Here is a 24,947-nt window from a genome sequence, read left to right as displayed (position 1 = left end):
TCGTAATTAACAAAGGGTTAGAGGTTGTCGGAGTTGAGATTCCGTCCATCATCGCGGCTGTTTCGCAATCGCTGTCTGAAACTTAAACCTGGATGCCGAGTAATAAGCGCACGCCCCAAAATAAACTTAAAATTGCGATCGCTAGCCAGTCCCACCTTTTTAAGCGTAAGTCATGCCACAATACGCGATGCTCGTTAGGGCTGGTAAAACCGCGCACCATCATTGCACTCGCCATTTGTTCGGCACGGAGTAGCAAATTTTCTAATAATCTTTCTGCTACAATCATCCAAAGCTTGACTGCGCCTTTGATTCCTAGCTTTTTCCAATTAATCGCCCTAGTCATTACCGATCGCACTAAATTCTGCACTTCTTCTAAGACTAGAGGAATAAACCGCAAAGATAAAGTTAAAGTTAAAGCTACTTCTGTTACAGGTAATTTCAGCCGTCGCAGTGGTTGCATTAAGCTTTCTAAACCTGCTGTAATTTCTTCTGGCGCTGTGGTTAGCAGGTAGAGGTTAGTACTATAAATTACGGTAAATAAAATTGTACTTAAGCGCACCGCTAAATCTAAAGAACGGCGATTGACTTTGACTGGCCCTTGGTGAAATAACACATATCTATATTCTTTATTGCCAAATTCTGCTTTTTCATCAATATTTGGCGGCTTGGCAGTGGATGGCTGAGTTAAAATTTGCTCGTTGGCTGGGAGACGGGGCTGATAATTTACACCTAAACCATCTGGGCTGATAGCGGCAATTAATAAAACAAGAACCGACAATAGTAATAACCAGCCCATTTGCTGCTGCCATACTCTTTTAGGAATTCTGGCAGTGAGAGTCACAAAAATCAATACTATGACCAGCAGTACCCGCCATTCGATAGGGGCAAATAAATAACTGGTGAGTAAACTCATCAACCAAGCAAACTTGACGCGGGGATCAATTCTATGCAGCCAAGTTTGAGGTTCTTCTAAATAAAGTCCCAGAGGTAGCGATCGCAGTAAATCCATGTGGCAATTTTAGATTTTAGATTATTAAGCCTGTGTTAGGTATGAAAGCTTCTGATTTCCAGTTAGTCCACTCCAGTCTAAAATCTAAAATCCAAAATCCAAAATTTTAAACGCGGGTAGCACGATTGATACTAGCAACTTCAGCATCACGGACTTTCTTACTGCGCCACAATAAACGAATGGGAGTGCCTTTAAATCCTAGTTGTTGGCGGAATTGTCTTTCGATGTAGCGGCGGTAGTTTTCGTTAAAGCGTTTTGCATCGTTAACGAACAGTGCGATCGTGGGTGGTTGGCTACTGACTTGAGTACCGTAATAAATTCTACCTTGTCGCCCACCCCGTGAGGTTGGTGGTGAATGCCAACTGACTGCATCTTCTAAAACTTCGTTAATTACAGATGTGCTGACACGGCGTTTGTGCGATTCTGCAGCTTGATTGACTAATTCTAAAATTTTCTCGACGCGTTGTCCTGTTAAAGCACTGACAAATATTGTGTCTGCCCATTCGGTAAAATGCAACCGGGATTGCATAGTCTTTTCATAGTCATAAATGGTGTAGGAGTCTTTTTCCACAGCATCCCATTTATTGACTACAACTATACAAGCTCTCCCTTCATCAATCACTCGTCCTGCTAATTTTTGGTCTTGTTCGGTAACTCCGTCTAAAGCGTCAATTACCATTAACACCACATCGGCGCGGCGAATTGCTTTGAAAGCGCGGTTAATACTAAAGAATTCTGTGCCGTATTCTATGCTTTTCTTTTTGCGAATACCAGCAGTATCAATCAAGCGATAGGTTTGTCCATCCCGCTCAAACATGGTATCAATCGCATCGCGGGTTGTACCAGAAATGGGACTGACAATCGCTCTTTCTTCTCCCACAAAAGCGTTTAATAAACTAGATTTACCAACGTTGGGGCGACCAATAATTGCTACTTTGATTTCATTGGTTTCCGGTACATCTGTTACCTGGGGAATGTGCTTAATTAACTCATCCAGCAATTCGCCTGTACCACTACCATGAATTGCAGAAATTGGGTAAGGTTCACCTAAGCCTAATTGCCAAAATTCTGCAGCTTGGATTAATCCTTGTTCGGGAGATTCACATTTATTAACAGCCAACAGTACAGGTACAGGGTGTTGACGTAACCACTCTGCAATTTCTTCATCAGCGTGAGAAGGCCCAGTTTGCCCATCAACCACAAAAATAGCCGCACTCGCTTCGGTTAGCGCCGTCATTGCTTGTTGGCGAATCAGTGGTAAAAATTCCGTATCATCATTAAAGACCAAGCCACCTGTATCGACAACCAAAAATTCGCGATCGCTCCAATAAGATGGCATATAAGTGCGATCGCGCGTTACTCCTGGTTCATCATGGACTATCGCCGTTTGTTCCCCGGCGAGACGATTAACCAGGGTAGATTTGCCCACATTGGGGCGACCGATAATTGCAACAATTGGCAGTGCCATAAAACCAGGATTAAGTAAGAGACGTAATATATCACGTTTTTACATTTTAGCTACTTTAAGTCTTGATTTAATTGCTTAGGTCAATAGACTTTTTGTAGAAGTTGGGGAAAGGGGAAAGGGGAAGGGGGAAAGGGTTTGGATTTTCCCTTTCCCATTTAACCTTTTCCCTTTGCCCATTTCTTGCAGCACGAGGTATATTTACTCAAGAATTTAAATGTAGGGTGTGTTGTCGCGCAGCGCAACGCACCGACGCTGAGTCTGAAAATCATTAGCTAATGACAAGGCTTTGATAGTTGGGGATAATTGCGATCGCCAAGAGACGTGAGAAAGAATTTAAATGTAGGGTGTGTTGTCGCGCAGCGCAACGCACCGACGCATCATCAACAACAAGGTGCGTTAGCCTACGGCATAACACACCCTACGAACTTAAGTATTGAATGATTTTTTTGCTCCTTCTTCGTAAACGGAGGAGCCACTCTCGTGGGCGGGTTTCCCGACTTGAGAGAAGTGGCGTGAGCCACTCTCGTGGGCGGGTTTCCCGACATAAAGCAACTGGCGTAGGCTTGAAACCGTTTTTTGGATTTTATTTTTAGATTTAATCTAAAATCTAAAATCCAAAATTGTCTCGGTCAAGTTTGGAAGCTAATTTACTGGCTCACAAATTTGCAATCTACTGTATTTTAAATTTTTGTTTTTTTACGTAAAAGATATAGGTCTTCTTTCCTCCAAGGCAGCCATCTTCTAAAAGAATATTTTTTCTCTATTTCATAACCAATATTAGGTACAAAAGAAAGACTATATTTATAATTATCACTACCCCAAAGGCAAGTGAAGTCATTCCAATTAACTCTAGTATATGCGGAACTTTTATGATATTTAGGATTGCATATTTCCAGCTTATTCCCAAAATACCAACCTTTAAATTCAAATCCGCCGTTTATTTGATTGGGCAATATTTGGGATGTTTGCATCAAATCGTTGACAGCTTGCCATCTAACACGGTTCCATAACAGATAATCATGGGTTGCAGTGATGGTGAATCCGCCATAGAACAAAAGCATCATTAAGCAGATAGAAGCTGCTCTCAATGTAAGCTTATTTTTACTATAATTTGTGATTGCCATTGAAATAAGCATCAATAAAAATGGCAAGAAAATAATGAGGTAGCGATCAAACCAAAAACCTTTTAATCCAGCAATTGGTAAAAAGAATAGAATAATACTAGAAATAGTTAACATTAACAGCCACTTTCGATTTAAGTCTGTCTTTTGGTTAAATACTTGGAGTAGAGCCAAAAATAAGCACTGAAACAATAAAGCAACACCAACCATACTTACTAATGTTAGTATCTGCCAAACTCTAGAAATTAAAGTTATTAAAGTAAGATTTGGATTTAAGAAAGCGCTATAACCATTTATTGTTTGAGGACCTAAACCAAAAGATTCTATAACATTGCCTACAAAAGGCATTCGCTGGTGTTTAGCTAAACAATACACTGAAATTATGGCGACTATAAAAAAACTGAAAAAAAGACTAATTTGTTTTTGACGAAGAGAAAAGTTTTTAAATTGTATAGAAAAATTAAGAATTAAAAAAGGGAAAATAAATAATCCTAAATATACTGAGATTAATAATATATTTTTAGAGTAAATTGCAACAATTTCTAAAAAACTTTTTGAAAAAGTCTCTACTAATTTATGACTCTGAAAGTTGTAAAGGATAGGAGCTCGGTCTGTTGCCTGTAACCAACGAGGATAGGATATATACAAAGCTATCCCTAGAATAGTTGGAGTTATAGCTTCAATAAAGGTTCTAATTTTGAAACCTTTTTTTATCAGGTACGCTAAACTAAATGTTGGAAGAATTAATAAACCCAACTGACGATTAAGAATAGATATAAAAGAAATTAATACACCCAAAAAAAATTCAATATTTGACTCTCTTTTAAGACCTCTAATTAAAAAATATAAAGATACAAATGTGAATGTAAATGAAGGAACATCACTCATAAATGAGTTAGAGAGCGCAAAATATAAAGGATTTAGAGCAATTATAAGTGCTCCAAGCAGAGAAATTTTAGGGCTAGTATTAACTTCTCTCAATAGACCATAAGTGGTGAGAACACCAATTAATCCTAAAGTTAAAGTTGAGAGTCGAAGTGCTGTAAATGAAAAACCAAAAGGTAGACAAAACAGCGCTCCCCAGATAACTTGAGATAATAGGTTTGTCGCAGTCCAGTCTGAAAGTTGAAAATTACCTGTTTCTAGTAAAGTTTTTACACTCCAACCATAAGCCCAGTCATCGTTGAGAGGAAAATCCCCGATAGGGTTTACGAGAATGACTAGGACAATCCATGTAGCAATTATTATTACAATATTTTTGATATCAACCTGTTGATACTTAAGCATAAATTTTGTTTATATAACGTGAGTTCGACGGAGCTAAAAAACGGCAGGAGGTAGTGCAGGCACGTATTTTGGGTAAATCATCGTTCATTTTGGTTTTTTACACAAGTAAAGAGGCAAATTTTTTCAATTTACCTCTTTGCTGGCTAATGCAAGTAATTGCAAATTTTTAATTATTTATCCGTAGTCAATGTTGTTGGAACTGCTGGACGTGCTTTCTTTCTATATATCCTGCGTGTTCCACCAGCCATGCCATACTCATCACTAGTTTTGCCATAGCGAGATGCAACACTCAGCAGCATTTGCTCAGAAATCATATTCAACTCACTTTCTGCTGCTACTAATGCAGAGTGTGTTGTCTCCACCATTGTTTTTGCTTGGTTATAGGCGGTTAACTTATCTCGAATCTCCAAAATTTTATTTTGATAACTGGCGATTGATAACCCATTACCAAAGTCTAAGTCAGAATTGATCATCTGCATCCCTTCAATCCGTCGTTCAGCTTTGGTGAGTGCGATGGAATTGCGTCTCTTTTGCGCCATAAAGTTTTCCTGTTGAAATTTTGATATGAAGAACCCTGATAATGCTTAATACGGAGTTCCTTAGATACCTTTAAGATACGCAATGAATAAATGTACTAGCCACAGTGAAGCTACAGAAGTTTGCTAGCAATAGTATGAGCAAAATTCATAAATAAGAGTATATTTCCGGAAATTAACTGCAAAAGCAAGTTTACGAGTTGCAAAAGCAAGTTTACAAGTTGCAAGTGTTAGTTTGTGAGTTGCAAGTGTTAGTTTGTGAGTTGCAAGTGTTAGTTTGTGAGTTGCAAAAGCAAGTTTAAGAGTTGCAAGTGTTAGTTTGCGAGTTGCAAAAGCAAGTTTACGAGTTGCAAGTGCTAGTTTGTGAATTGCAAGTGCTAGTTTACAAAGCGATCGCATTCATTTTACTTTCAATATACAATGTCGCAGGTAGGGGCAAGGCACTGCCCATAGGTGTCAACTTCAGCTAAAAGCGATATAGGGCGGGCGTTGTACAAATACCTCGCGCCCTCATCCCCTAACCCCTTCTCCCGCAGGAGAAGGGGAACTAAATCTCTGGCTCCCTTCTCCCTGTGGGAGAGGGGCACAGGGTGAGGGCGAAACCTTCCAACCAAGAGGGTTTCACGTTAAGTTGACACGACTGGGCACTGCCTTGCCCTTAAAATTATCTGTACTATTGGTATTTGAGTTAGAATGTGCGATCGCATCCCGGCGATTAGTCTGGTTTAGGCTTGGCGATTCTGCAATTACACTTTATTCAGCATGAGATTTATAAAAGCGCAGATGCACAATAGTGTTGTTGGTGAAAGAGAATTTCTGTCCTTTGTCATCTAAAAAATAGTAACGTCCACTTTTAATGCCTATAAATTTACCCTGTAATTTGTAGCCGTTGAGGAACTCAATTTTATATATTTCATTAATCTTAAGTTCACTAAATTGTACGGTTTCCATCTTTAATAAAAATGTTAACTTCTTTTTCTAGTGTTAAAATGACGTTAATTTTCCGTAAAATAATTTAAAATTTTAGGCTGAGTTAGCTTATTAACTAAAATGCCATATTTTGGTAGATTTTTGCTACATATAAATTGATTAAAATATTTAATAATGTTTAGAGGATTATATGCTTCAGGTAAATATATGGGGAGACAAAATTTAAATATTTCTCTAAAAAACTATGAACAACAGTCGTTTTCGACATTTATTAGCTAGCTAAAAGCAGACTGTTGGACTTCGTTGTACCTTGCTCAAGAATTTGATGCAATATCAAAAATTCATCGGCGTTTATCGGCGTTTATCGGCGTTTATCTGCGGTTAATTTAATCAAATCTAATGCCTCATTTTAGGTGTGTTAGTCCACTACTAATGAATAGCATTTACTTAAGTAAACATTGCTTCCCAGATCCCCGACTTTTTGAAAAAGTCGGGGATCTAAATACCGCTAAAGTTAAGTTATATTCCACCCTACTGATGATAAAAAAATATAAGGGATTTCCAAGAAATAAATTCTTCCATCTTGTGGGGCGGGCATCTTGCCCGCCACATAAGCTGGGCGGACAAGATGTCCACCCCACAATAAATACTGGGATATTTTTTTATTTGGAAGTCCCTAAAACGCAAAAATTTTTACATCTTGTGGAGTTATGACTACCTAACTATCGTGACTTCTTTAGTTGCAGGCGAGCGTTATGAGGTGCTTATCAAAGTGACCCTATTCCTGTAGGATTTGATTGCAGACTCTGCTGTAAATAGGCTGACAATCTATCCCATGAAGAAATTAACTCAATTGTCTATAGCCAGTTATTCCGGTGAAAATAGGCGAAAAATCAAATTTTTCCGCCTGTTTATTTACTTTATTATGGCTTTGCTATGCAGTTTGAGTTCACCAATTATGGCGGTAGTTCCGGGAATTGCTGCTTCATCTCAACCGATTGTCAAGGAAATTGCCAATCCAGCTTCCCTACTGCAACAGGGTAAATTGCTTTACGATGCAGGCAATTTTAGTGAGGCAGTGCAGGTATTGCAGCAAGCTGTCAAGGAATATCAAACTCAAGGCGATCGCATCAAACAAGCTGCCACTTTGAGTAATCTTTCCCTAGCTTACCAGCAACTCGGTGCTTGGCAGGAAGCACAAAAGGCAATTACAGACAGTTTAAATTTGCTCAATACAGAACAAAATAGCCAAAGTCTGCAAATATTCGCTCAATCTTTAGATATTCAAGGACGCTTGCAATTAGCCACGGGACAAGCGGAGGCGGCTTTAATAACCTGGCAACAAGCAGCAAAAATTTATACGCAGCTAAAGTACGAACCTGGCGTAGTGCGGACGCTAATTAATCAAGCACAGGCTTGGAGAAGCCAAGGCGCTTACTTGCGGGCTGTAGAAATACTAGAAGAAGCGCATCAAAAATTACAATCGCAACCAAACTCCATAGAAAAAGCAGTGGGATTGCGATCGCTTGGCGATAGTCTGTTAGCCATAGGTGATGGGAAAAAATCGGAAGCGGTGTTAAAGCAAAGCCAAGAAATTGCCAAGAGTTTACCATCAAATGCAGAGCTTGGGGCGATTCTTGTGAGTTTAGGGAACAACGCCCGCACACAGCAGCAAACAACAGATGCGATCGCTTATTATCAGGAAGCTCTGCAATTATCCCCTTCACCTTTAACCAAAGTACAGGCACAGCTAAATCTTCTCAGCCTACTCATCGCAGATAAACAGCATTCCACAGCCGAAACTCTAGTACCCGCCATTCAATCCCAGCTTGCACAACTCCCCCCCAGCCGTGCAAGTATTTACGCCGCTATTAACTTCGCCCAAAGCCTCAACAAACTCCCCACTCCCCACTCAGCAACGCCAGTTGCTACAACGGGGGGAACCCCAACGGACAGTTTGCTCAAGTCGGGAAACCCGCCCACGCAACTGTCCTCCGCAACGCACTGGCTCCTCAGCACTCTTGTACAGACGCGATTAATCGCGTCTCTGCAACTCACCACCGCTATTCAACAATCTCGCAATTTGGGAGATCAAAAAACAGAGGCTTATGCTTTAGGCAGTTTAGCTAATTTGAACGAGCAAGCCCAAAATTGGCAAGAGGCGCAAAAGCTGACTAAACAAGCATTAGTCTTAGCGCAAACCAACAACGCACCGGAAATAGCTTATCGTTTAGAGTGGCAATTAGGCAGAATTTTTTGGGCACAAAAAGATTTAACAAAAGCGATCGCAGCTTATGATGGAGCGGTAGCAACTCTCAATTCTCTGCGCCGGGATTTAGTTGCAATTAATCAAGATGTGCAATTTAGCTTCCGCGATAGTGTGGAACCAGTCTATCGAGAGTCTGTAGAGTTGTTGCTGGAATCCCAAGCGGGAAAAGCTAACGATAAAATTTTAGATAAAGCACGCCAGCGCATCGAAGCTTTACAGTTAGCAGAATTAGATAACTTCTTTCGCGAAGCTTGTCTTTTAGGACAGAGTGTGGCGTTAGATCAAGTAGTAGATAAAGATAATCCCAATGCAGCAATTCTTTATCCAATTATTCTCCCAGAAGAAATTCAGGTAATTGTCAAAATTCCCCAAAAACCCCTACAGCATTACAGTACCAAAGTTCCCCAAGGGGAAGTTAACCAAGTCTTGGCAGAACTGCGAAGAAATTTGGTTAGTCCGACTGCGCTTAACGCTGTTAAAACCCAAGGAAAACAGGTTTATGATTGGCTAATTAAGCCTATTGAATCGCAATTGCCAGAAAACAAAGTCAATACCCTCGTATTCGTACTAGATGGCGCATTACGCAACTTGCCAATGGCATCACTCTACGATGGCAAACAATATTTAATCGAGAAATATGCGATCGCTCTCAGTGTGGGATTACAATTACTTGATCCCAAACCCATAGAAAAACAGCAATTGCGAGCCTTAACTGCTGGATTAACAGAACCTCCGCCAGACTTCCCCAACTTCTCACCGTTACCTGCAATTAAATCGGAAGTGGGTTTAATTGCTCAAGCTGGAGTTTCTACAACTAATCTCTTAGATGAAAAATTTACCCAAAAGGCATTAGCAAAGGAAGTTAATCAAGTCCCCTTTAACATCCTACATTTGGCAACTCACGGACAATTTAGCTCCCGCGCTGAAGACACCTTTATCTTAGCTGCTGACGGTGCCATCAATGTCAAGCAATTTGATCGCCTACTCCGTACACGGGATGAAACTAAACCAGAACCAGTGGAATTATTAGTATTGAGCGCTTGTCAAACCGCCGCCGGCGATCACCGCGCCGCACTGGGTTTAGCTGGAACCGCAGTCAGAGCTGGAGCGCGCAGTACCGTAGCATCTTTATGGCAAATTGACGATCAATCCACAGCCATATTTGTAGGTGATTTCTATCAACAACTGCAAAGCAAGAAAGTTACTAAAGCCCAAGCTCTCCGTCATGCCCAGTTAAAATTATTGCAAAACTCTAGTTACAAAGCACCTTCCTATTGGTCGGCTTATGTATTAATTGGGAATTGGCTGTAATTGGGGATTGGGGAACTCGGGGCCCCCTCTGGGGATAAGGGGTAATGGGGAATGGGGAATGGGGATTTATTCCCATTGGTGTCAACTTAAGCTAAAAGCGATATAGGGCGGGCGTTGTACAAATCCCTCGCGCCCTCATCCCCTAACCCCTTCTCCCGCAGGAGAAGGGGAACTAAATCTCTTGCTCCCATCTCCCACAGGGAGATGGGCTGGGGGTGAGGGCGAAACCTTGCAACCAAAGGGGAATGGGGATTTATTCCCATTGGTGTCAACTTAAGCGAAAAGCTATATAGGGCGGGCGTTGTACAAATACCTCGCGCCCTCATCCCCTAACCCCTTCTCCCGCAGGAGAAGGGGAACTAAATCTCTGGCTCCCCTCTCCCACAGGGAGAGGGGCTGGGGGTGAGGGCGAAACCTTGCAACCAAAGGGGAATGGGGATTTATTCCCATTGGTGTCAACTTAAGCTAAAAGCGATATAGGGCGGGCGTTGTACAAATCCCTCGCGCCCTCATCCCCTAACCCCTTCTCCCGCAGGAGAAGGGGAACTAAATCTCTTGCTCCCATCTCCCACAGGGAGATGGGCTGGGGGTGAGGGCGAAACCTTGCAACCAAAGGGGAATGGGGATTTATTCCCATTGGTGTCAACTTAAGCTAAAAGCGATATAGGGCGGGCGTTGTACAAATACCTCGCGCCCTCATCCCCTAACCCCTTCTCCCGCAGGAGAAGGGGAACTAAATCTCTGGCTCCCCTCTCCCAGAGGGAGAGGGGCTGGGGGTGAGGGCGAAACCTTGCAACCAAAGGGGAATGGGGATTTATTCCCATTGGTGTCAACTTAAGCGAAAAGCTATATAGGGCGGGCGTTGTACAAATACCTCGCGCCCTCATCCCCTAACCCCTTCTCCCGCAGGAGAAGGGGAACTAAATCTCTGGCTCCCCTCTCCCAGAGGGAGAGGGGCTGGGGGTGAGGGCGAAACCTTGCAACCAAAGGGGAATGGGGATTTATTCCCATTGGTGTCAACTTAAGCTAAAAGCGTATAGGGCGGGCGTTGTACAAATAACTCGCGCCCTCATCCCCTAACCCCTTCTCCCGCAGGAGAAGGGGAACTAAATCTCTGGCTCCCCTCTCCCAGAGGGAGAGGGGCTGGGGGTGAGGGCGAAACCTTGCACAAGAGCGGGTTTCACGTTAAGTTGACACCAATGATTTCTTCCCCTACCGCTTCTGCTTGCTCTGCTCTCTCATCCTTTTCTTTCCTGTTTCATATCAACCTAAGTAAAAATACTTCTTTAGGAAGAAGACAGCCATATATGAAAGTGAGAACGGGATTTTTACTCAACACTTTCAAATGAAGCAAGAAGTAATTAAGGCCTCTGTAACAGCATTGTTTTCATGGTCTTCAATCTAAAATCCAAAATCTAAAATCCAAAATTTGTCTAAGCTATTCCTAGCTTTGCAGCAATCAAATATGATTCCTATATCATCGATCATGACTAAATTGAAATAGTCGCTTTCAAGGAGTGTTGGAATTGATAATTGATAGTTGATAATCAATAGTTCATTATTCATAATTTATTCATAATTGAGCGAAATTATGAAATTTACTTCTTGATCACAAAAATTTAATAATTCAAATTTTTTGGCATAAATTTAGTGAATGCAGTTGATATGTGTATAGCAGCATTGATCACTGGGGACTTAACTACATGACTTACACCACTTATAACCTAGATAATTTCTCTGTACCCTTGCCGATCGCTCAAGCAGCACGCACAATTGCTCAAAAGTTTGCCAACCAACAACCAACTCCCGAAAAAGCAGCACAAGTGAGGCTAAATACCTTAGCTGTGTTGGTAGTAAATGACTATTTGCAAATGATGGAGATTGAAACAAATCTCAGCGCTGGTGATAGCTGGAATCCTGCAATGCGATTATTTGCAGATATCGCCGACTTAGTTATACCCGGACTAGGTCGTTTGGAATGTCGCCCTGTTGGTGTTTTAGCAAATACTTGTGCTGTTCCCCCAGAAACATGGGAAGAACGCATAGGTTACATAGTTATACAAATTGATGAATCTCTACAAGAAGCAAAATTGCTGGGTTTTGTAGCCAGTGTGGATACGGAAGAACTGTCTTTGAGTAAATTAAAATCTCCTGAAGCTTTCATTGAACATTTAGCACAATTAAAACTATCTTCAGCCAGCAAGCCAGTAAATTTAAGTCAGTGGTTTGCTGGTATATTTGAATCCAGTTGGCAAACTGTCGAAGCATTGTGGAATTCTCAAGCACCTGAATTAGCTTATGGGTTTCGCGGCCCGGAAACTTTTGAACAAGAAACTTCCCATCGGCTAGAAACAATTACGAGGCGGGCAAAATTGATGGATTTTGGCATTCAAATTGCCGATAAACCCCTGATGTTGATTGTGGAACTTTGCCCCCAAGCTAACGACAAAACCCATATTCGCCTGCAGTTACATCCCACAGGGAAGTTAAATTTTTTACCAGCAGGAGTGCAACTCACAGTTTTAGATGATTCAGGCGCAGTATTTTTAGAAGCGCAAGCCAGAAGCGCCGACAATTACATTCAGTTACAGTTTCGCGGTGTGACTAAAGAAATATTTAGCGTCAGAGTAGCATTTAATGATATCAGTATTACAGAACAGTTTGTGATCTGAAGGTGCAGCTACTTTCCCCATTGTCAGTAATTGGTAATAGGGATGTAATATTTTTAACACACAGGGTGATTCAAAATTCTAGGCTGATGATTGTGAATTTTGAATTTTCAATGGGAGCGCAGCGACTGTCATGAGTAAGTTAGTGGTTCTGAAGTTTGCATACGGTAGTTTCGAGCAAGGATTTGCTGTTACTCTCCAAATTGGTGAAGAATGCGATCGCCCTAACACAGAAATCATGGGTAAGCTGCCGCCATGTCCGGAAATTCCCCTATATTATAGTCACTGGCAAACTATTTATCGTCGCTTAGGTAATGTTTATCGCCTAGATGCAGATAAAGTACAGATAACGAATGTGTCAATGACACAAGACTGCCTGCATACATCTCATATTTTACGGGCACGCTTCAATACTTGGCTGCGCTCAGAAGAATTTCGCCCCATCCGGGAAAAATGGCTAGAAAGCCTCTTACCCACAGACCAAGTGCGAGTAATTTTGCAAGCAGAAAATAGCCAATTGCAGCGATTACCTTGGCATCTTTGGGACTTACTAGAACGCTACCCCAAAGCCGAAATTGCTTTATCATCGCCAACTTATGAGCGCATACCAAAATCACGCACCCCCAACAAAGTGGTGAATATTTTGGCGATCGTGGGTAATAGCGAAGGAATTGATACTCATGCTGATTTAGCACTACTACAACAATGTCGCAATGCAGATGTTTGTTTATTAGTAGAACCAGAACGCAAACAATTAACCGATCATCTTTGGGAAAAAAACTGGGATATTCTATTTTTCGCCGGACATAGTTCCAGTCAAGGCAAAGATGGGACTGGGCGAATATATTTAAATAAAACAGATAGTTTAACAATCGGTGAATTAAAGTACGCCCTGAAAAAAGCCATTGAACGCGGCTTACAATTAGCAATTTTCAACTCCTGCGATGGATTGGGATTAGCAACAGAACTTGCAGATTTGCAAATACCGCAAATGATCGTCATGCGAGAACCTGTCCCCGATCGCGTAGCGCAAGAGTTTTTAAAGTATTTAATCGGTAGCTTTGCAGGTGGGGATTTATTATATCAAGCAGTTAGGCAAGCCAGAGAACGCCTACAAGGGCTTGAAGATAGATTTCCCTGTGCAACTTGGTTACCAGTGATTTTTCAAAATCCCTCACAACCGCCCATGACTTGGGAATGTTTGACACGCACCTACAAAAAAGTCAACCCAAGTTTACCTTTAGTCACAAAACCCGGATTTCAAGCAGCATTCTTTTCCAGCGTGGTAATGACTGCGATCGTTTGCGGATTGAGATTTTTGGGAACATTACAAGGTTTAGAATTTCAAGCCTTCGATCAAATGATGCGATCGCGTCCTGATGAAGGGCCAGATTCGCGGTTGCTATTAGTCACCATTGACGATAACGACCTGGCATTTCAACGCCAAAATCGCGAAGAGTTAAAAGGAACTTCGCTCTCAGATAAATCACTCAACCAACTTTTGCTAACACTGCAAAAGTATCAACCCCGGGCCATTGGTTTAGATATTTACCGTGATTTTCAGGCCGAACCCAAAGATTTAATCTCCCGGCTGCAACAAACCGATAACTTAATAGGAGTTTGTAAAGGAAGTGATACCACAGAAAAAACTAAAGGCATTGCCCCACCACCAGAAATTCCAGTAGAACGCCTAGGATTCAGCGACTTTTTACATGATACAGATGGGGTAGTACGCCGCCAGCTGTTATTCATGACACCAGAAGCCGCATCATTATGTACTACACACTATGCACTCAGTACCCAACTCGCATTCCGCTATCTCTTACCTCTAGGAATTCAACCGACCTTTACCCCACAAAAACAGTTACAACTAGGCAAAACAGTATTACCTCGCCTAGCGTCCCGTGCGAGTGGCTATCAAAGTATTGATGCAAATGGCGGTCAACTATTACTCAACTACCGTTCCACCAAAAAGATAGCGGAACAGGTAACCTTCACACAATTAATCTCTGGACAAGTCAACCCCAAAGCCATCAAAGACCGCATTGTTTTGATTGGTGTCTCCGCCAAAGGAGATTTCCCAGACTACTGGGCTACACCCTACGGTAATAACTTAGACAAGCAAATGTCAGGAGTCGTAGTACAAGGGCACATGGTGAGCCAGATTCTCAGTGCAGTTTTAGATCATCGTCCCTTATTGCAAGTTTGGTCACCTTGGGTAGAAATCCTCTGGATTTGGAGTTGGTCTTTCATTGGCGGACTGCTAACTTGGCGAATCTCTTCCCAATCCTCATTAGTCATAGCCCTTGGCGTGACCTCAGGCGTACTGTATTTATTCTGCTTTGGTCTATTAATTTGGGGTTTTTGGGTACCTTTTATACCCTCATCTGCCTCATTAGTAGGCACAGTTGGCGTGATACTCATCCAAAATTCCAAATTTAAAATTCAAAATTCCAAATTAATCCGGGAAAATATTTAGGGCATGGGGCATAGGGCATAGGGCATAGGGCATAGGGCATAGGGCATAGGGCATTTATTATCGTTATTTCCCCATTACCCATTACCCATTACCCATTACCCATTACCCATTACCCATTCCCCATTCCCCAATCCCAAATTTCATCTTTTATTCCCAGTAAATCTTATGAAATTCATTTCATTACCAATGAAATTGTCTTTAGTATTTGCTGTTAGTTGCACTAGTATACTGCTGGGACAGACATCAATCGTCGCAGAACCAGGGAACTATAGACAGCTAATCAACACAAAGTCAAGTAACACTACTATTACAACCGTTAACTTTAATGTACCCACACCACCGCCAGAGCCACCGCCAGGGGGTCGCGTTTTGGGAGGGGCCAAACGTGGTACTTGTCCACTGTTTAAACCTGAACTCACAGCTTTAGTACCCTTTATTAAAAAAGCGGACTCAACTGAGGATGTTTGGGGATTGACGACAGCAGCACGCCCAACTTTTTGGTTTTATCTACCACTACCAAAAAATTGGAGTAATCGAGTGGAGTTTACTTTGCAAGATGACGCTGCCAACCAAATTTACCAAACTGCGATCGCTCTACCCAACCAACCGGGAGTTATCAACGTTTCTTTACCGCAAACTGTAGCACCATTGGAATTGAACAAACAATATCGCTGGTTTCTCAGTGTTTATTGCGATCCAGAAAAACAATCGCCGCCCATTTATGTTGAAGGAGTAGTTCAGCGAGTGAATTTGAATCAGGCGATCGCTCAACAAATAGAAAAAGCTAAACCTCAACAGCAGCTAGCGATTTACGCCCAAAATGGCATTTGGTACGAAACAGTGACAATTTTGGCACAATTGCTTCAAAAGAACCCTAACGATAGCAAGCTGCAAGCCGAATGGCAAAATTTAATTACCAGCATTGGTTTAAGTAACGTAGCAACGCAACCGATTGTTTCACAGTAACTTGCACTAATTCAGGTAGGAGAAAAAACAATTTGTGTAATTAATTCTGCCTAGGTACTGACACAATCCTAAGTTATTGCAACACATAAATTATCTATAGGGGCGCAAATTTTTGCGCCCTTAATTCATGTATTTCTCTTTTTTAAATGACCAAGTTAATAATTAGCATTACTGGGTGCGATTTCTACGGATATACTGCGTCTAAGTAGTGATGCAAAATTAAATATACATTTGTCATTGCGAACGTAACGAAGTGGAGTGAAGCAATCACAAGGGTTTTGGGGTTGCTTCGCTTCGCTCGCAATGACATAAATAATTTTGCGTGAGTACTTACATAGCTTGCGATCGCTCATCCATAGAGAACATCGGTTCCTTCATAACCAACCAGATCGGGTTGTCTATCAACGAGCGCTCATCCATAGAGAACATCGGTTCCTTCACAACCAACCAGATCGGGTTCTCTATCAATGAGCGCTCATCCATAGAGAACATCGGTTCCTTCACAACCAACCAGATCGGGTTCTCTATCAATGAGATCTCCTTCACGCACAACCAGATCTCCTTCACGCACAACCAGATCTCCTTCACAACCAACGAGCCAATTTTTCGATTAACTAGCTCTCAATAATTGATGTTTTAGCCTTCCCTAATGCATTGGCTGTGCTGCTATGATTGAATATCAGCCGCCCGTAACGATACTCTTTTCTTGCCAGAATGCGCGGATGGGTAGGTGTTAAAAAAGTAATCTCACCAAAAACCGTTAAAACTATTTGTATATAAGGCTTCCATTGTTTTATTGCTTCTCAATCACCCGCGCGCCTTACAGGGATTGACTTTCAGCCATTTTGGGTTTGCTGCTTCATTCTTGCTTATGTTATGATTGCACTGTCCGCGCAACAGAACCTTGAAAACTATATATACATTGGCTTTGGGGCTGCCGCAGTTTAAACTTCACTTAATCCCTATTAGGGATTGAAACAAAGAAATAGAGTTTTAAGAAATAGCCCTCACGTGAGGGTTTAAACTTCACTTAATCCCTATTAGGGATTGAAACAACCAAATTACACGCCTACGGGCGTTTTTTTATGAGTTTAAACTTCACTTAATCCCTATTAGGGATTGAAACAGTGGAAATAGGAATAACACCTAAAAGAGCAAATGGTTTAAACTTCACTTAATCCCTATTAGGGATTGAAACCAATCACTTGAATGACCTTTGTATTTCTTTCCTCAATGTTTAAACTTCACTTAATCCCTATTAGGGATTGAAACAGGGAATTATCAAAGGAATTATTTGGAGAAGTCCCGTTTAAACTTCACTTAATCCCTATTAGGGATTGAAACAGGGATGGTGTTCTAACTGACTGCTGCTTCTGCGCCATTGGTTTAAACTTCACTTAATCCCTATTAGGGATTGAAACGAGCTTGTCTTAAATAGTCATTGGAAGAGTTTTGTTTAAACTTCACTTAATCCCTATTAGGGATTGAAACTTTCAACTTCTTCAATATTGCTAGATACTCTAGAAGTTTAAACTTCACTTAATCCCTATTAGGGATTGAAACATATACTACTGATGCGCCTGTTTGCCTACCCTTTGTTTAAACTTCACTTAATCCCTATTAGGGATTGAAACTAATTTTAGGCAAAATAAAAACCCCTCTAGTTGAGTTTAAACTTCACTTAATCCCTATTAGGGATTGAAACAATGGAATAAATAAATGGTATTTTGAATAGAGGTAGAGTTTAAACTTCACTTAATCCCTATTAGGGATTGAAACTCTACAAGGCAACCCATTCGGGCCAGGCTTGATGGTTTAAACTTCACTTAATCCCTATTAGGGATTGAAACTTTATTGAGAATGTTGACCCTCCATACGGAACAAGTTTAAACTTCACTTAATCCCTATTAGGGATTGAAACTTACTCAAAAGTATGCGGCTGAAATTAATCAGAAAGTTTAAACTTCACTTAATCCCTATTAGGGATTGAAACAACTGTTGCACCCATCTCTTCAGGCGTATAGACTGGTTTAAACTTCACTTAATCCCTATTAGGGATTGAAACCACTTAAATTCGTGGCATTACCTAGCATCAAATCAGTTTAAACTTCACTTAATCCCTATTAGGGATTGAAACTCAACAAAACACGCTTTTAAACTCTCTTAACTCAAGTTTAAACTTCACTTAATCCCTATTAGGGATTGAAACCAGGATACCGCAGAATTGATGAATTAATGGATGCGGGTTTAAACTTCACTTAATCCCTATTAGGGATTGAAACCTCTTAGTAGTTTCTCAGCAAAACGGTTGATCGCCTCACAGGTTTAAACTTCACTTAATCCCTATTAGGGATTGAAACCAAAGAATTAAAGCATCGCAATCTTGGACTATATATAGCGTTTAAACTTCACTTAATCCCTATTAGGGATTGAAACAAGAGTAGGTAGCAATCAAGGTTTGATTGCATCAAGTTTAAACTTCACTTAATCCCTATTAGGGATTGAAACTCCAGAACCCCCACTAAGCCCATACAAAACTTTGCAGTTTAAACTTCACTTAATCCCTATTAAGGATTGAAACTGATATTTAATTTCTCTGCACATTCCCTAGCCTGATTGAAATTTCACCTAATACCAATTTAAATAATGTTGGCGACAAATAAAGTCTTTGTAGGGGCACGGCATCCACCATACGTGTCAACTTAACGCGAAACCTGCTTGGTTGCAAGGTTTTTGCCCTCACCCCCAACCCCTCTCCCACCGGGAGAGGGGAGCAAGAGATTTAATTCCCCTTCTCCTGGGGGAGAAGGGGTTAGGGGATGAGGGCGAAAGTTTTGTACAACGCCCGTCCTATATAGCTTTTAGCTTAAGTTGACACGTATGGGCATCCACAATCTTTTGGTATATCAAATTATCTGACTGGTGCCCCTAAAATCTGTCGCATTCTTTTTTCAAAATGGTAAGCTATTCTGCTTTTAAGTTGCACAATCCCTCATGAGGTCTGTTGACGGTTGACCGTTGACAGTCAACCGTTAACAGTTAACAGCCTTCATGAGTAGTTATGCCATTTAGGCGCGCATTAGCTTATTATGTGTTTTTTACCTGGTTATGTTTAACTAGCCATGCAGCAACAGCAGATTTTAATTTAGCTTTTTCAGTCTCTTTAATACCTTGCGGATCGAAGCGATCGCGGTAATATAATTCCACTATCAATGGCAAATCATCAATTAAATTAGCTGCCGGTAATTCCTCTTTTAGCCTCTGTAGCCAAGTTTTTAAAGACTCGGAAGGATGACGGTGTAATCCTAAATCTTCTAACTTCTGTGCAATTAAATAAAATTCATCATCCTTTCTATGGAAATCAGATTTAGCTCGTTTCTCAGTGACTAATTGTTTTTTAGATAAACGGCGAGCGGTACTTTTAGAATTAAACTTCCACAACCGCAACAACATTAATGGCATAATTAGCCACCAGCCATAATTCAATAGACTTTTAACTAAGTTAGAACGTAACCAGCCTGAAAGTTTAAATCTAAAGAATGACCATAAATCAGAGATGAATGCTAATTTAGACGCATTGGCATTTTCTATATTTGCCCAATCAGCAGGTGTTGTATCAAAGGTTTGCCATTTACCATTTATATAAGCCAATGTCCAAGCATGAGCATGGCGACTACGTACTATATATTGTTTCTCTAATTGGCTAAATTCGCGAACTGAATAACCTACTGCATAACGAGCGGGTATCCCAGCAGCACGTAAAATTAATGTAGTAGCAGTGGCAAAATATTCACAATGTCCAGCGCGAGTTTCTAATAAAAACGCTGATAAAGGTGTTGGTTGATTATTTTTACCTGTAAGTTTTAAAGAATAACGAAAATTCTTGATAAAGAAGCTATCTACAAGCTGTAAAATTTGGCGTGGCGATTTTCCGGTAATATTTAATTGGTTAATAACTTGATTGATTGTTTCCTGTTCAGTTGTAGCTATTTGCAAATCATCTGCTGTGGGTGGGCTATCTAAGGAAAGGCGATCATTAAACATGGCTCGGTAAGCGATCGCATCATTTTTACCCTCTACTTTTACTGTGCCATATTTATTTTTTTCCATGCGGCTGACTGGTAAATTGTCAATTTCAAATGTGCCATTAGGCAACCGCAGTAAGCCTTTACCTCTATTCAAATTAGCAGAAATAGTGAGAGTTGAGCCTGTGACTGGTTTATTATCTAAACGCCAATTGCTACCACTAACATCAGATTGTACAGGAGTAAAATTAGGATTAGCGGCTATCCAAACCGCAGATTTATATTTATTATAAGTTGCTTCTTTTAATAAACCGGGAGAAACTTGGGAATTATCAGATTTGACTCGGAATATAATTGTATCTGATTGCTTTAAAACTCCAATTTCACCAATACTCGTTTGTTTGGTTTTTGAATCGATTAATTGTCCTATACTATTAGCATTACTTAACCATGAAACAACAGCACTTTCTAAATTCTGTTGCAGTTGATAGACTCCCATTTGTCCGATAAAACCTACACCTCCAGCTAGTAAAATTAAACTCAGCCAGATACTTACTGAAAATCGCTGCGATCGCACAAACCATAGGGCAATGCCAATCAGAATAAACATCCCAAGATAAAAAGAAATTTCCTGACTATTTGCGGCTCCCGCCGATAAAATACAAATACCAAAATAGGGATAATTTAAATTAATAATGAAGCGTTTTGATTCTACTTGTGTTAATTTCTTCAGCGATACAAAAAGTGTCCGAATATCAAAACTTTCATTTATCGAATATGTTTGAGCAGCTAGCAGAGGAAAAAATACTAATGGCAACCACTGCAAGAGAGTGTAGACTAAGTAAATGGAACGGTTAGTAGTGATTAAAGAACCAAATACAACCAGGAAAATCATCACACACAACTTAGCAATGCGTTGGAAATCATCATTGGAAAAATCCCACCGCGAATTTATCAAGTGATATCCTGCTAAAATTGCAGACATGGGTATAGCAAAAATCCACATTCCTGTCTGCGATCCCCAAAAAATTAAAGCCGCACTCAACAGCAGCACTGGCGCTTTCATAGATGCATTAGTTCCTCTTGTATATTGCCCAAAGTTAAAATATGAAAAGTTGCTAGTTCATCGTTCATCGAGGCTAAATCAGAGTGATCTAATTCACCTGCTTGATTGGTAACGACTAAAACTAAAGTATGGATACCCATAGTTTTGAGATAATTAACTAATCTTTTTCTATCTTCATCCCAACAGAGAAAGATACAGATACAGCCACTCAATAAAGATAATTTCTCCAATACTGCGGGAATAATTGCATCAAAAGTTTTATCTCGACAGGCAACAACAGAAGCTAAAATTTCCAGCATCTTATCAGTATGGCTAATTCCCCTACCAAAGGTAAAACAATAAGCTTCATGACCGACAAACATTAAATCTAATAATGATTCTTGGGTTTGCACTTCACAAGCTAATGAAGCAGCAATTGAGATTGCTGATTCTAAAATTTCGCTATAGTTCACGCTTTGAAATGTATCTAAAATCAACGCGTGTCGGACAAAAAACTCATCCTGTTCTTCTTTAACAATTGGCTTACCAACTTTCGCCCAGCTTTTCCAGTGAATTTTTCGCAGTGGATCTCCCGGACGATAATCACGCAATGACCTAAATTCTTCTGAATCACCTACAGAAGAAGCTAAAGCCACACCACCAGATTGATGTTTTTTAACACCAGGAAGTTGAATTGGTGGCAGTTGATATAACTTAGGTAAAACTAATAAAGATTGGGGTAAAGAAATAGTTTTACAAGCATTAAATAAACCAAAAGGATCGGGTCTAGCTACTGTCAGCCCAGTGAGCCGCATTATACCTCTGTGAGTAGGGATGATTTCAGCAATAATTTCTGTTTTGCTATGAGGTGCTAAGACTGGTAACTTTATTGGTAGAGCTACACCGCATTGTTGGCGAGCAATTAACCACAGCCATCTGTCGTATCCAAAAGCTTGATTTAAAGACCGTTGCCGAGTTTTGACTGTTGTTGATGTTGCTATGAAATCATTAAAACTAGGACGGGAATCTGCCAAATTTTCAAATAATTTTAGTCCTTGTTGAATTTTATCGCTTTTGTGATGAATGACAATTTTGTAATTTAGTTTTACGCCCACAGTTGCGAATCTAGGTAGATGGCGATGAGCACTAAAACGATAGCGAAAAAATAAGCTATAAACTATAGCAATAGTGATAATAGATAACAAGAAAGTCACTACTTGATAGTTCATACTTTCATTACTAGAGCCAGTAAAACCAGATGCGATCGCTAGTAATAAAATCAACATACCGCTAACAGTAACTCGTCTAATTAACTTGCGGTGGATGCCATAACTAAAATAGAAAAGACGATAGATAAAAAGTTTCATCTTTCACTGTTGCTATCAAACTGGAACTTTAACAGATTTGAGAATATCTTCCACAACACTGATGGCGGTTCTCCCAGAAAAACGCGCTTGTGGTTCCATAACCAAACGGTGAGCAATTACAGATACCGCTAGTTCTTGGATATGTTCTGGTGTGACAAATTCATAGCCATCAAATAAGGCTAATGCTTGAGCAATTTTCATCAAAGCAATAGAAGCTCTTGGACTAGCGCCTAATTGCACCCCTGGAGCCGAGCGAGTAGCATTAACAATATCTACAAGGTAAGTTTTTAATTCTTGAGAAATACGGACTTGTTTGACTTGCTGTTTTAAAGTCATAATGTCCTGCAAATCAACACAAGGTTGAATGGTATCGATAGGGTGTTGTTGAATTTGGTCAGAAAGTAAATTCACCTCATCTTCCGGCGATATATACCCCAAACTAAACTGCAGTGCAAAGCGATCCATTTGCGCTTCTGGAAGAGGGTAAGTACCGCGAGATTCCACAGGGTTTTGAGTAGCAATCACAAAAAAGGGGTCTTTCAGTTTTCGCAAATTCCCATCAATACTGACTTGAAACTCTGCCATAGCTTCTAGTAATGCGGATTGGGTACGTGGTGAAGCACGGTTAATTTCATCAGCCAAGACAATATGAGCAAAAATCGGGCCTTCGTGGAAATGAAAGGTGCGTTCGTTGGGATCAAGCATGGATAAGCCTAAAATATCCGAAGGCAACAAATCTGGTGTAAATTGAATCCGCTTAAAAGTGACATCTACAGAGTATGCGAGAGCTTTTGCTAAGGTTGTTTTACCTGTTCCTGGATAATCTTCCAGTAGCACATGTCCACCACTAGCAAAGGCTGATAGCAATTTTCTAATTGCAGTTGATTGCCCTTTTATGACCTTTTGGATATTATGAAAAATTCTTTGATAAATTTCTTGGCTTGGCAATTGATGAGTTTGTAGGTTAGGATTATCCATTTTCCTTCATTGCACAGAATGTCATGAAGTTAATGTACCCATTTACCACCTGTAACTTTGGGTAATTCTAAAAATAAAATAATCCTAAATTTTTCAAAGAAGAAGATCAGCGAATTATTCCTACACAAGCCAGAAAATTTCACCCACATTTCATTGAGTAGGATGCATTGGCTCGCGTAACGCACCCTCCGAGATTTTCTCTTGCAGTATTTTCTGAACTTAATTGTGGAAACCAAAATATCCCCACAACTTCCTCACATTTTTTACCTATAACTCAAAGTAATACCAAATCAAATAATGTTTGCGAAACATCAATAGATTCTAGAGGGCAAGGCACTGCCTTGCCCCTAAAATCTGTCGCATTCTTTTTTAAATTGGTATAAGAGTAAAAAGCCAGGTCGATGGCTGATTTCAAAGTAACTATAACTTATGCACAATCTCAAATTACCCAATTGTCCAAACGAAAATCACACAATAAAAAATAATCAAAGATTAGGGAAATCGAGAATATCAAACGTCAAATTGATATTCCTGCCACAATGAAACAAGCGTTGGGAGATGAAGATCAAGAATGCTATGCCAAGCTGGAAGAAATGGCAGAACAAGCATTTGACGACCAATGCACAGGCGCAAACCCCCGCTATCCGCTAATGAACGACCTGAAAGAATTATATGTTCTAGCCTATCAAGGTTGTCGTATCGATGCTGCACTCTATCTCAAACTTTTTCGATGGTGATGTCGGATTGCACAAGGTAGAAGTTTGATAATTGTAGGGGCACAAAATACTGTGCCCCTACCCTTGTAATCGGATTTACGTTAAATATACTGTACTCTACGGAAGGGGAAGCGATCGCCATCATTGCTCAACCACACTTCTGTATATCTGCATTAAATTAGCAATTTTATCCGTGGTGATATAGTTCGATACAGGAAATTCAGTAAAAGCAGGTGTATTGATCCTTAAATTATAGAGCGATCGCAGTTTTGGAACATGAAAACCAAATTGTCTCTGTAGTTAGCTATATTACAACCAAACTTGATGCTCTCGTCATTGCCCCTTTTACTTTCGTAAAATTCCGCAGACATGGATTTGCCCGCAAGCTACTAGCATTTTTAATTGAGGAATTATTGCACATATACCCAAGAGTCAGGCTGTGGGTAGATGAAGATAATATTGAGGCAATTAGGCTGTATCAATCCTTGGGTTTTCATATTATTGGCAAATGCTACTCCGGTTATTGGAAAGAGGTAATTTAAACTCAATTCTTACGTGAGTAATCTCAGATTAGATTTAACTAATTATCTTTGGCTTAAAATCTTTGGGTAAGATTTACAATGCATGAAATCAAATTAATTTTTAATAGGTTACTTATTCAAATAATGTCTGTGACAGATTAATTCTATGTAGGGGCACGGCACCAGTAAGATAATTGAATCTACCAAAAGATTATAGATGCCGTGCCCTACCCAATACTCGGTTAAGCGT

Annotated in this window: 16 protein-coding genes and 1 CRISPR repeat array; of the genes, 7 read left to right on the top strand and 9 right to left on the bottom strand. The window is 40.3% G+C overall.

The window, feature by feature from the left end:
- Positions 1–82: 82 nt before the first annotated feature.
- From HGR01_RS25145 to HGR01_RS25130, 4 genes are all read right to left on the bottom strand, one after another.
- Positions 83–1,009, bottom strand: a complete 927-nt coding sequence (locus HGR01_RS25145; RefSeq protein WP_045873104.1) for an energy-coupling factor transporter transmembrane component T family protein — start codon at positions 1,007–1,009, stop codon at positions 83–85.
- 106 nt (positions 1,010–1,115) lie between these two features.
- Positions 1,116–2,477, bottom strand: coding sequence for a ribosome biogenesis GTPase Der (der, locus tag HGR01_RS25140; protein WP_045873105.1), 1,362 nt, complete (start codon positions 2,475–2,477; stop codon positions 1,116–1,118).
- A 680-nt stretch (positions 2,478–3,157) separates the two neighbouring features.
- Positions 3,158–4,885, bottom strand: coding sequence for an ArnT family glycosyltransferase (locus tag HGR01_RS25135; RefSeq protein WP_045873106.1), 1,728 nt, complete (start codon positions 4,883–4,885; stop codon positions 3,158–3,160).
- Between the two features lie 170 nt (positions 4,886–5,055).
- Entirely contained in the window at positions 5,056–5,424 is a 369-nt protein-coding gene (locus HGR01_RS25130) for a hypothetical protein (protein ID WP_045873107.1), read from the bottom strand.
- Positions 5,425–5,732: 308 nt separating this feature from the next.
- Between HGR01_RS25130 and HGR01_RS25125 the strand changes: the two genes are divergently transcribed.
- Positions 5,733–5,891 (top strand): hypothetical protein, encoded by a 159-nt coding sequence (locus HGR01_RS25125; protein ID WP_155539524.1) that lies wholly within the window; start codon positions 5,733–5,735, stop codon positions 5,889–5,891.
- Between the two features lie 283 nt (positions 5,892–6,174).
- On the opposite strand, the gene HGR01_RS25120 is transcribed toward HGR01_RS25125, so the two are convergent.
- Positions 6,175–6,372 carry a hypothetical protein gene (locus HGR01_RS25120; RefSeq protein WP_045873109.1) on the bottom strand — a complete coding sequence of 66 codons (198 nt, stop codon included), beginning with the start codon at positions 6,370–6,372 and terminating at the stop codon, positions 6,175–6,177.
- An 814-nt stretch (positions 6,373–7,186) separates the two neighbouring features.
- Between HGR01_RS25120 and HGR01_RS25115 the strand changes: the two genes are divergently transcribed.
- From HGR01_RS25115 to HGR01_RS25100, 4 genes are all read left to right on the top strand, one after another.
- Positions 7,187–9,931 carry a CHAT domain-containing protein gene (locus HGR01_RS25115; protein ID WP_045873111.1) on the top strand — a complete coding sequence of 915 codons (2,745 nt, stop codon included), beginning with the start codon at positions 7,187–7,189 and terminating at the stop codon, positions 9,929–9,931.
- A gap of 1,703 nt (positions 9,932–11,634) precedes the next feature.
- Positions 11,635–12,603 (top strand): DUF1822 family protein, encoded by a 969-nt coding sequence (locus HGR01_RS25110; protein ID WP_045873112.1) that lies wholly within the window; start codon positions 11,635–11,637, stop codon positions 12,601–12,603.
- Positions 12,604–12,733: 130 nt separating this feature from the next.
- Positions 12,734–15,079 carry a CHASE2 domain-containing protein gene (locus HGR01_RS25105; protein ID WP_045873113.1) on the top strand — a complete coding sequence of 782 codons (2,346 nt, stop codon included), beginning with the start codon at positions 12,734–12,736 and terminating at the stop codon, positions 15,077–15,079.
- Between the two features lie 165 nt (positions 15,080–15,244).
- Positions 15,245–16,045 (top strand): DUF928 domain-containing protein, encoded by an 801-nt coding sequence (locus tag HGR01_RS25100; RefSeq protein ID WP_045873114.1) that lies wholly within the window; start codon positions 15,245–15,247, stop codon positions 16,043–16,045.
- A gap of 330 nt (positions 16,046–16,375) precedes the next feature.
- On the opposite strand, the gene HGR01_RS25095 is transcribed toward HGR01_RS25100, so the two are convergent.
- The 4 genes from HGR01_RS25095 to HGR01_RS25080 all read right to left on the bottom strand — a co-directional run bounded on the left by HGR01_RS25095 (position 16,376) and on the right by HGR01_RS25080 (position 23,460).
- Positions 16,376–16,612 (bottom strand): hypothetical protein, encoded by a 237-nt coding sequence (locus tag HGR01_RS25095; protein ID WP_045873115.1) that lies wholly within the window; start codon positions 16,610–16,612, stop codon positions 16,376–16,378.
- A 375-nt stretch (positions 16,613–16,987) separates the two neighbouring features.
- Positions 16,988–18,626: a CRISPR direct-repeat array (repeat unit 37 nt; unit sequence GTTTAAACTTCACTTAATCCCTATTAGGGATTGAAAC).
- A gap of 506 nt (positions 18,627–19,132) precedes the next feature.
- Entirely contained in the window at positions 19,133–21,136 is a 2,004-nt protein-coding gene (locus HGR01_RS25090) for a transglutaminase domain-containing protein (protein ID WP_045873116.1), read from the bottom strand.
- A complete protein-coding gene (locus tag HGR01_RS25085; RefSeq protein ID WP_045873117.1) occupies positions 21,133–22,482 on the bottom strand; it encodes a DUF58 domain-containing protein in 1,350 nt (449 codons plus the stop codon). The genes HGR01_RS25090 and HGR01_RS25085 overlap by 4 nt, the downstream gene beginning before the upstream one ends.
- Positions 22,483–22,497: 15 nt before the next feature.
- Complete coding sequence (locus HGR01_RS25080) at positions 22,498–23,460, bottom strand: AAA family ATPase (protein ID WP_045873118.1); 963 nt, start codon at positions 23,458–23,460, stop codon at positions 22,498–22,500.
- A 539-nt stretch (positions 23,461–23,999) separates the two neighbouring features.
- On the opposite strand from HGR01_RS25080, the gene HGR01_RS25075 reads away from it, so the two are divergent.
- Together HGR01_RS25075 and HGR01_RS25070 are read left to right on the top strand one after the other, a co-directional pair.
- On the top strand, positions 24,000–24,197 hold the full coding sequence (locus HGR01_RS25075; protein ID WP_045873119.1) for a hypothetical protein: 198 nt from the start codon (positions 24,000–24,002) through the stop codon (positions 24,195–24,197).
- Positions 24,198–24,445: 248 nt separating this feature from the next.
- Entirely contained in the window at positions 24,446–24,718 is a 273-nt protein-coding gene (locus HGR01_RS25070) for a GNAT family N-acetyltransferase (protein ID WP_045873120.1), read from the top strand.
- The last annotated feature ends 229 nt before the right edge of the window (positions 24,719–24,947 follow it).

The organism is Tolypothrix sp. PCC 7712, from assembly GCF_025860405.1.
Lineage (GTDB): Bacteria > Cyanobacteriota > Cyanobacteriia > Cyanobacteriales > Nostocaceae > Aulosira > Aulosira diplosiphon.
The sequence above is the reverse complement of the archived record's forward strand: the minus strand, read 5'-3'. Positions and strand labels throughout refer to the sequence as shown.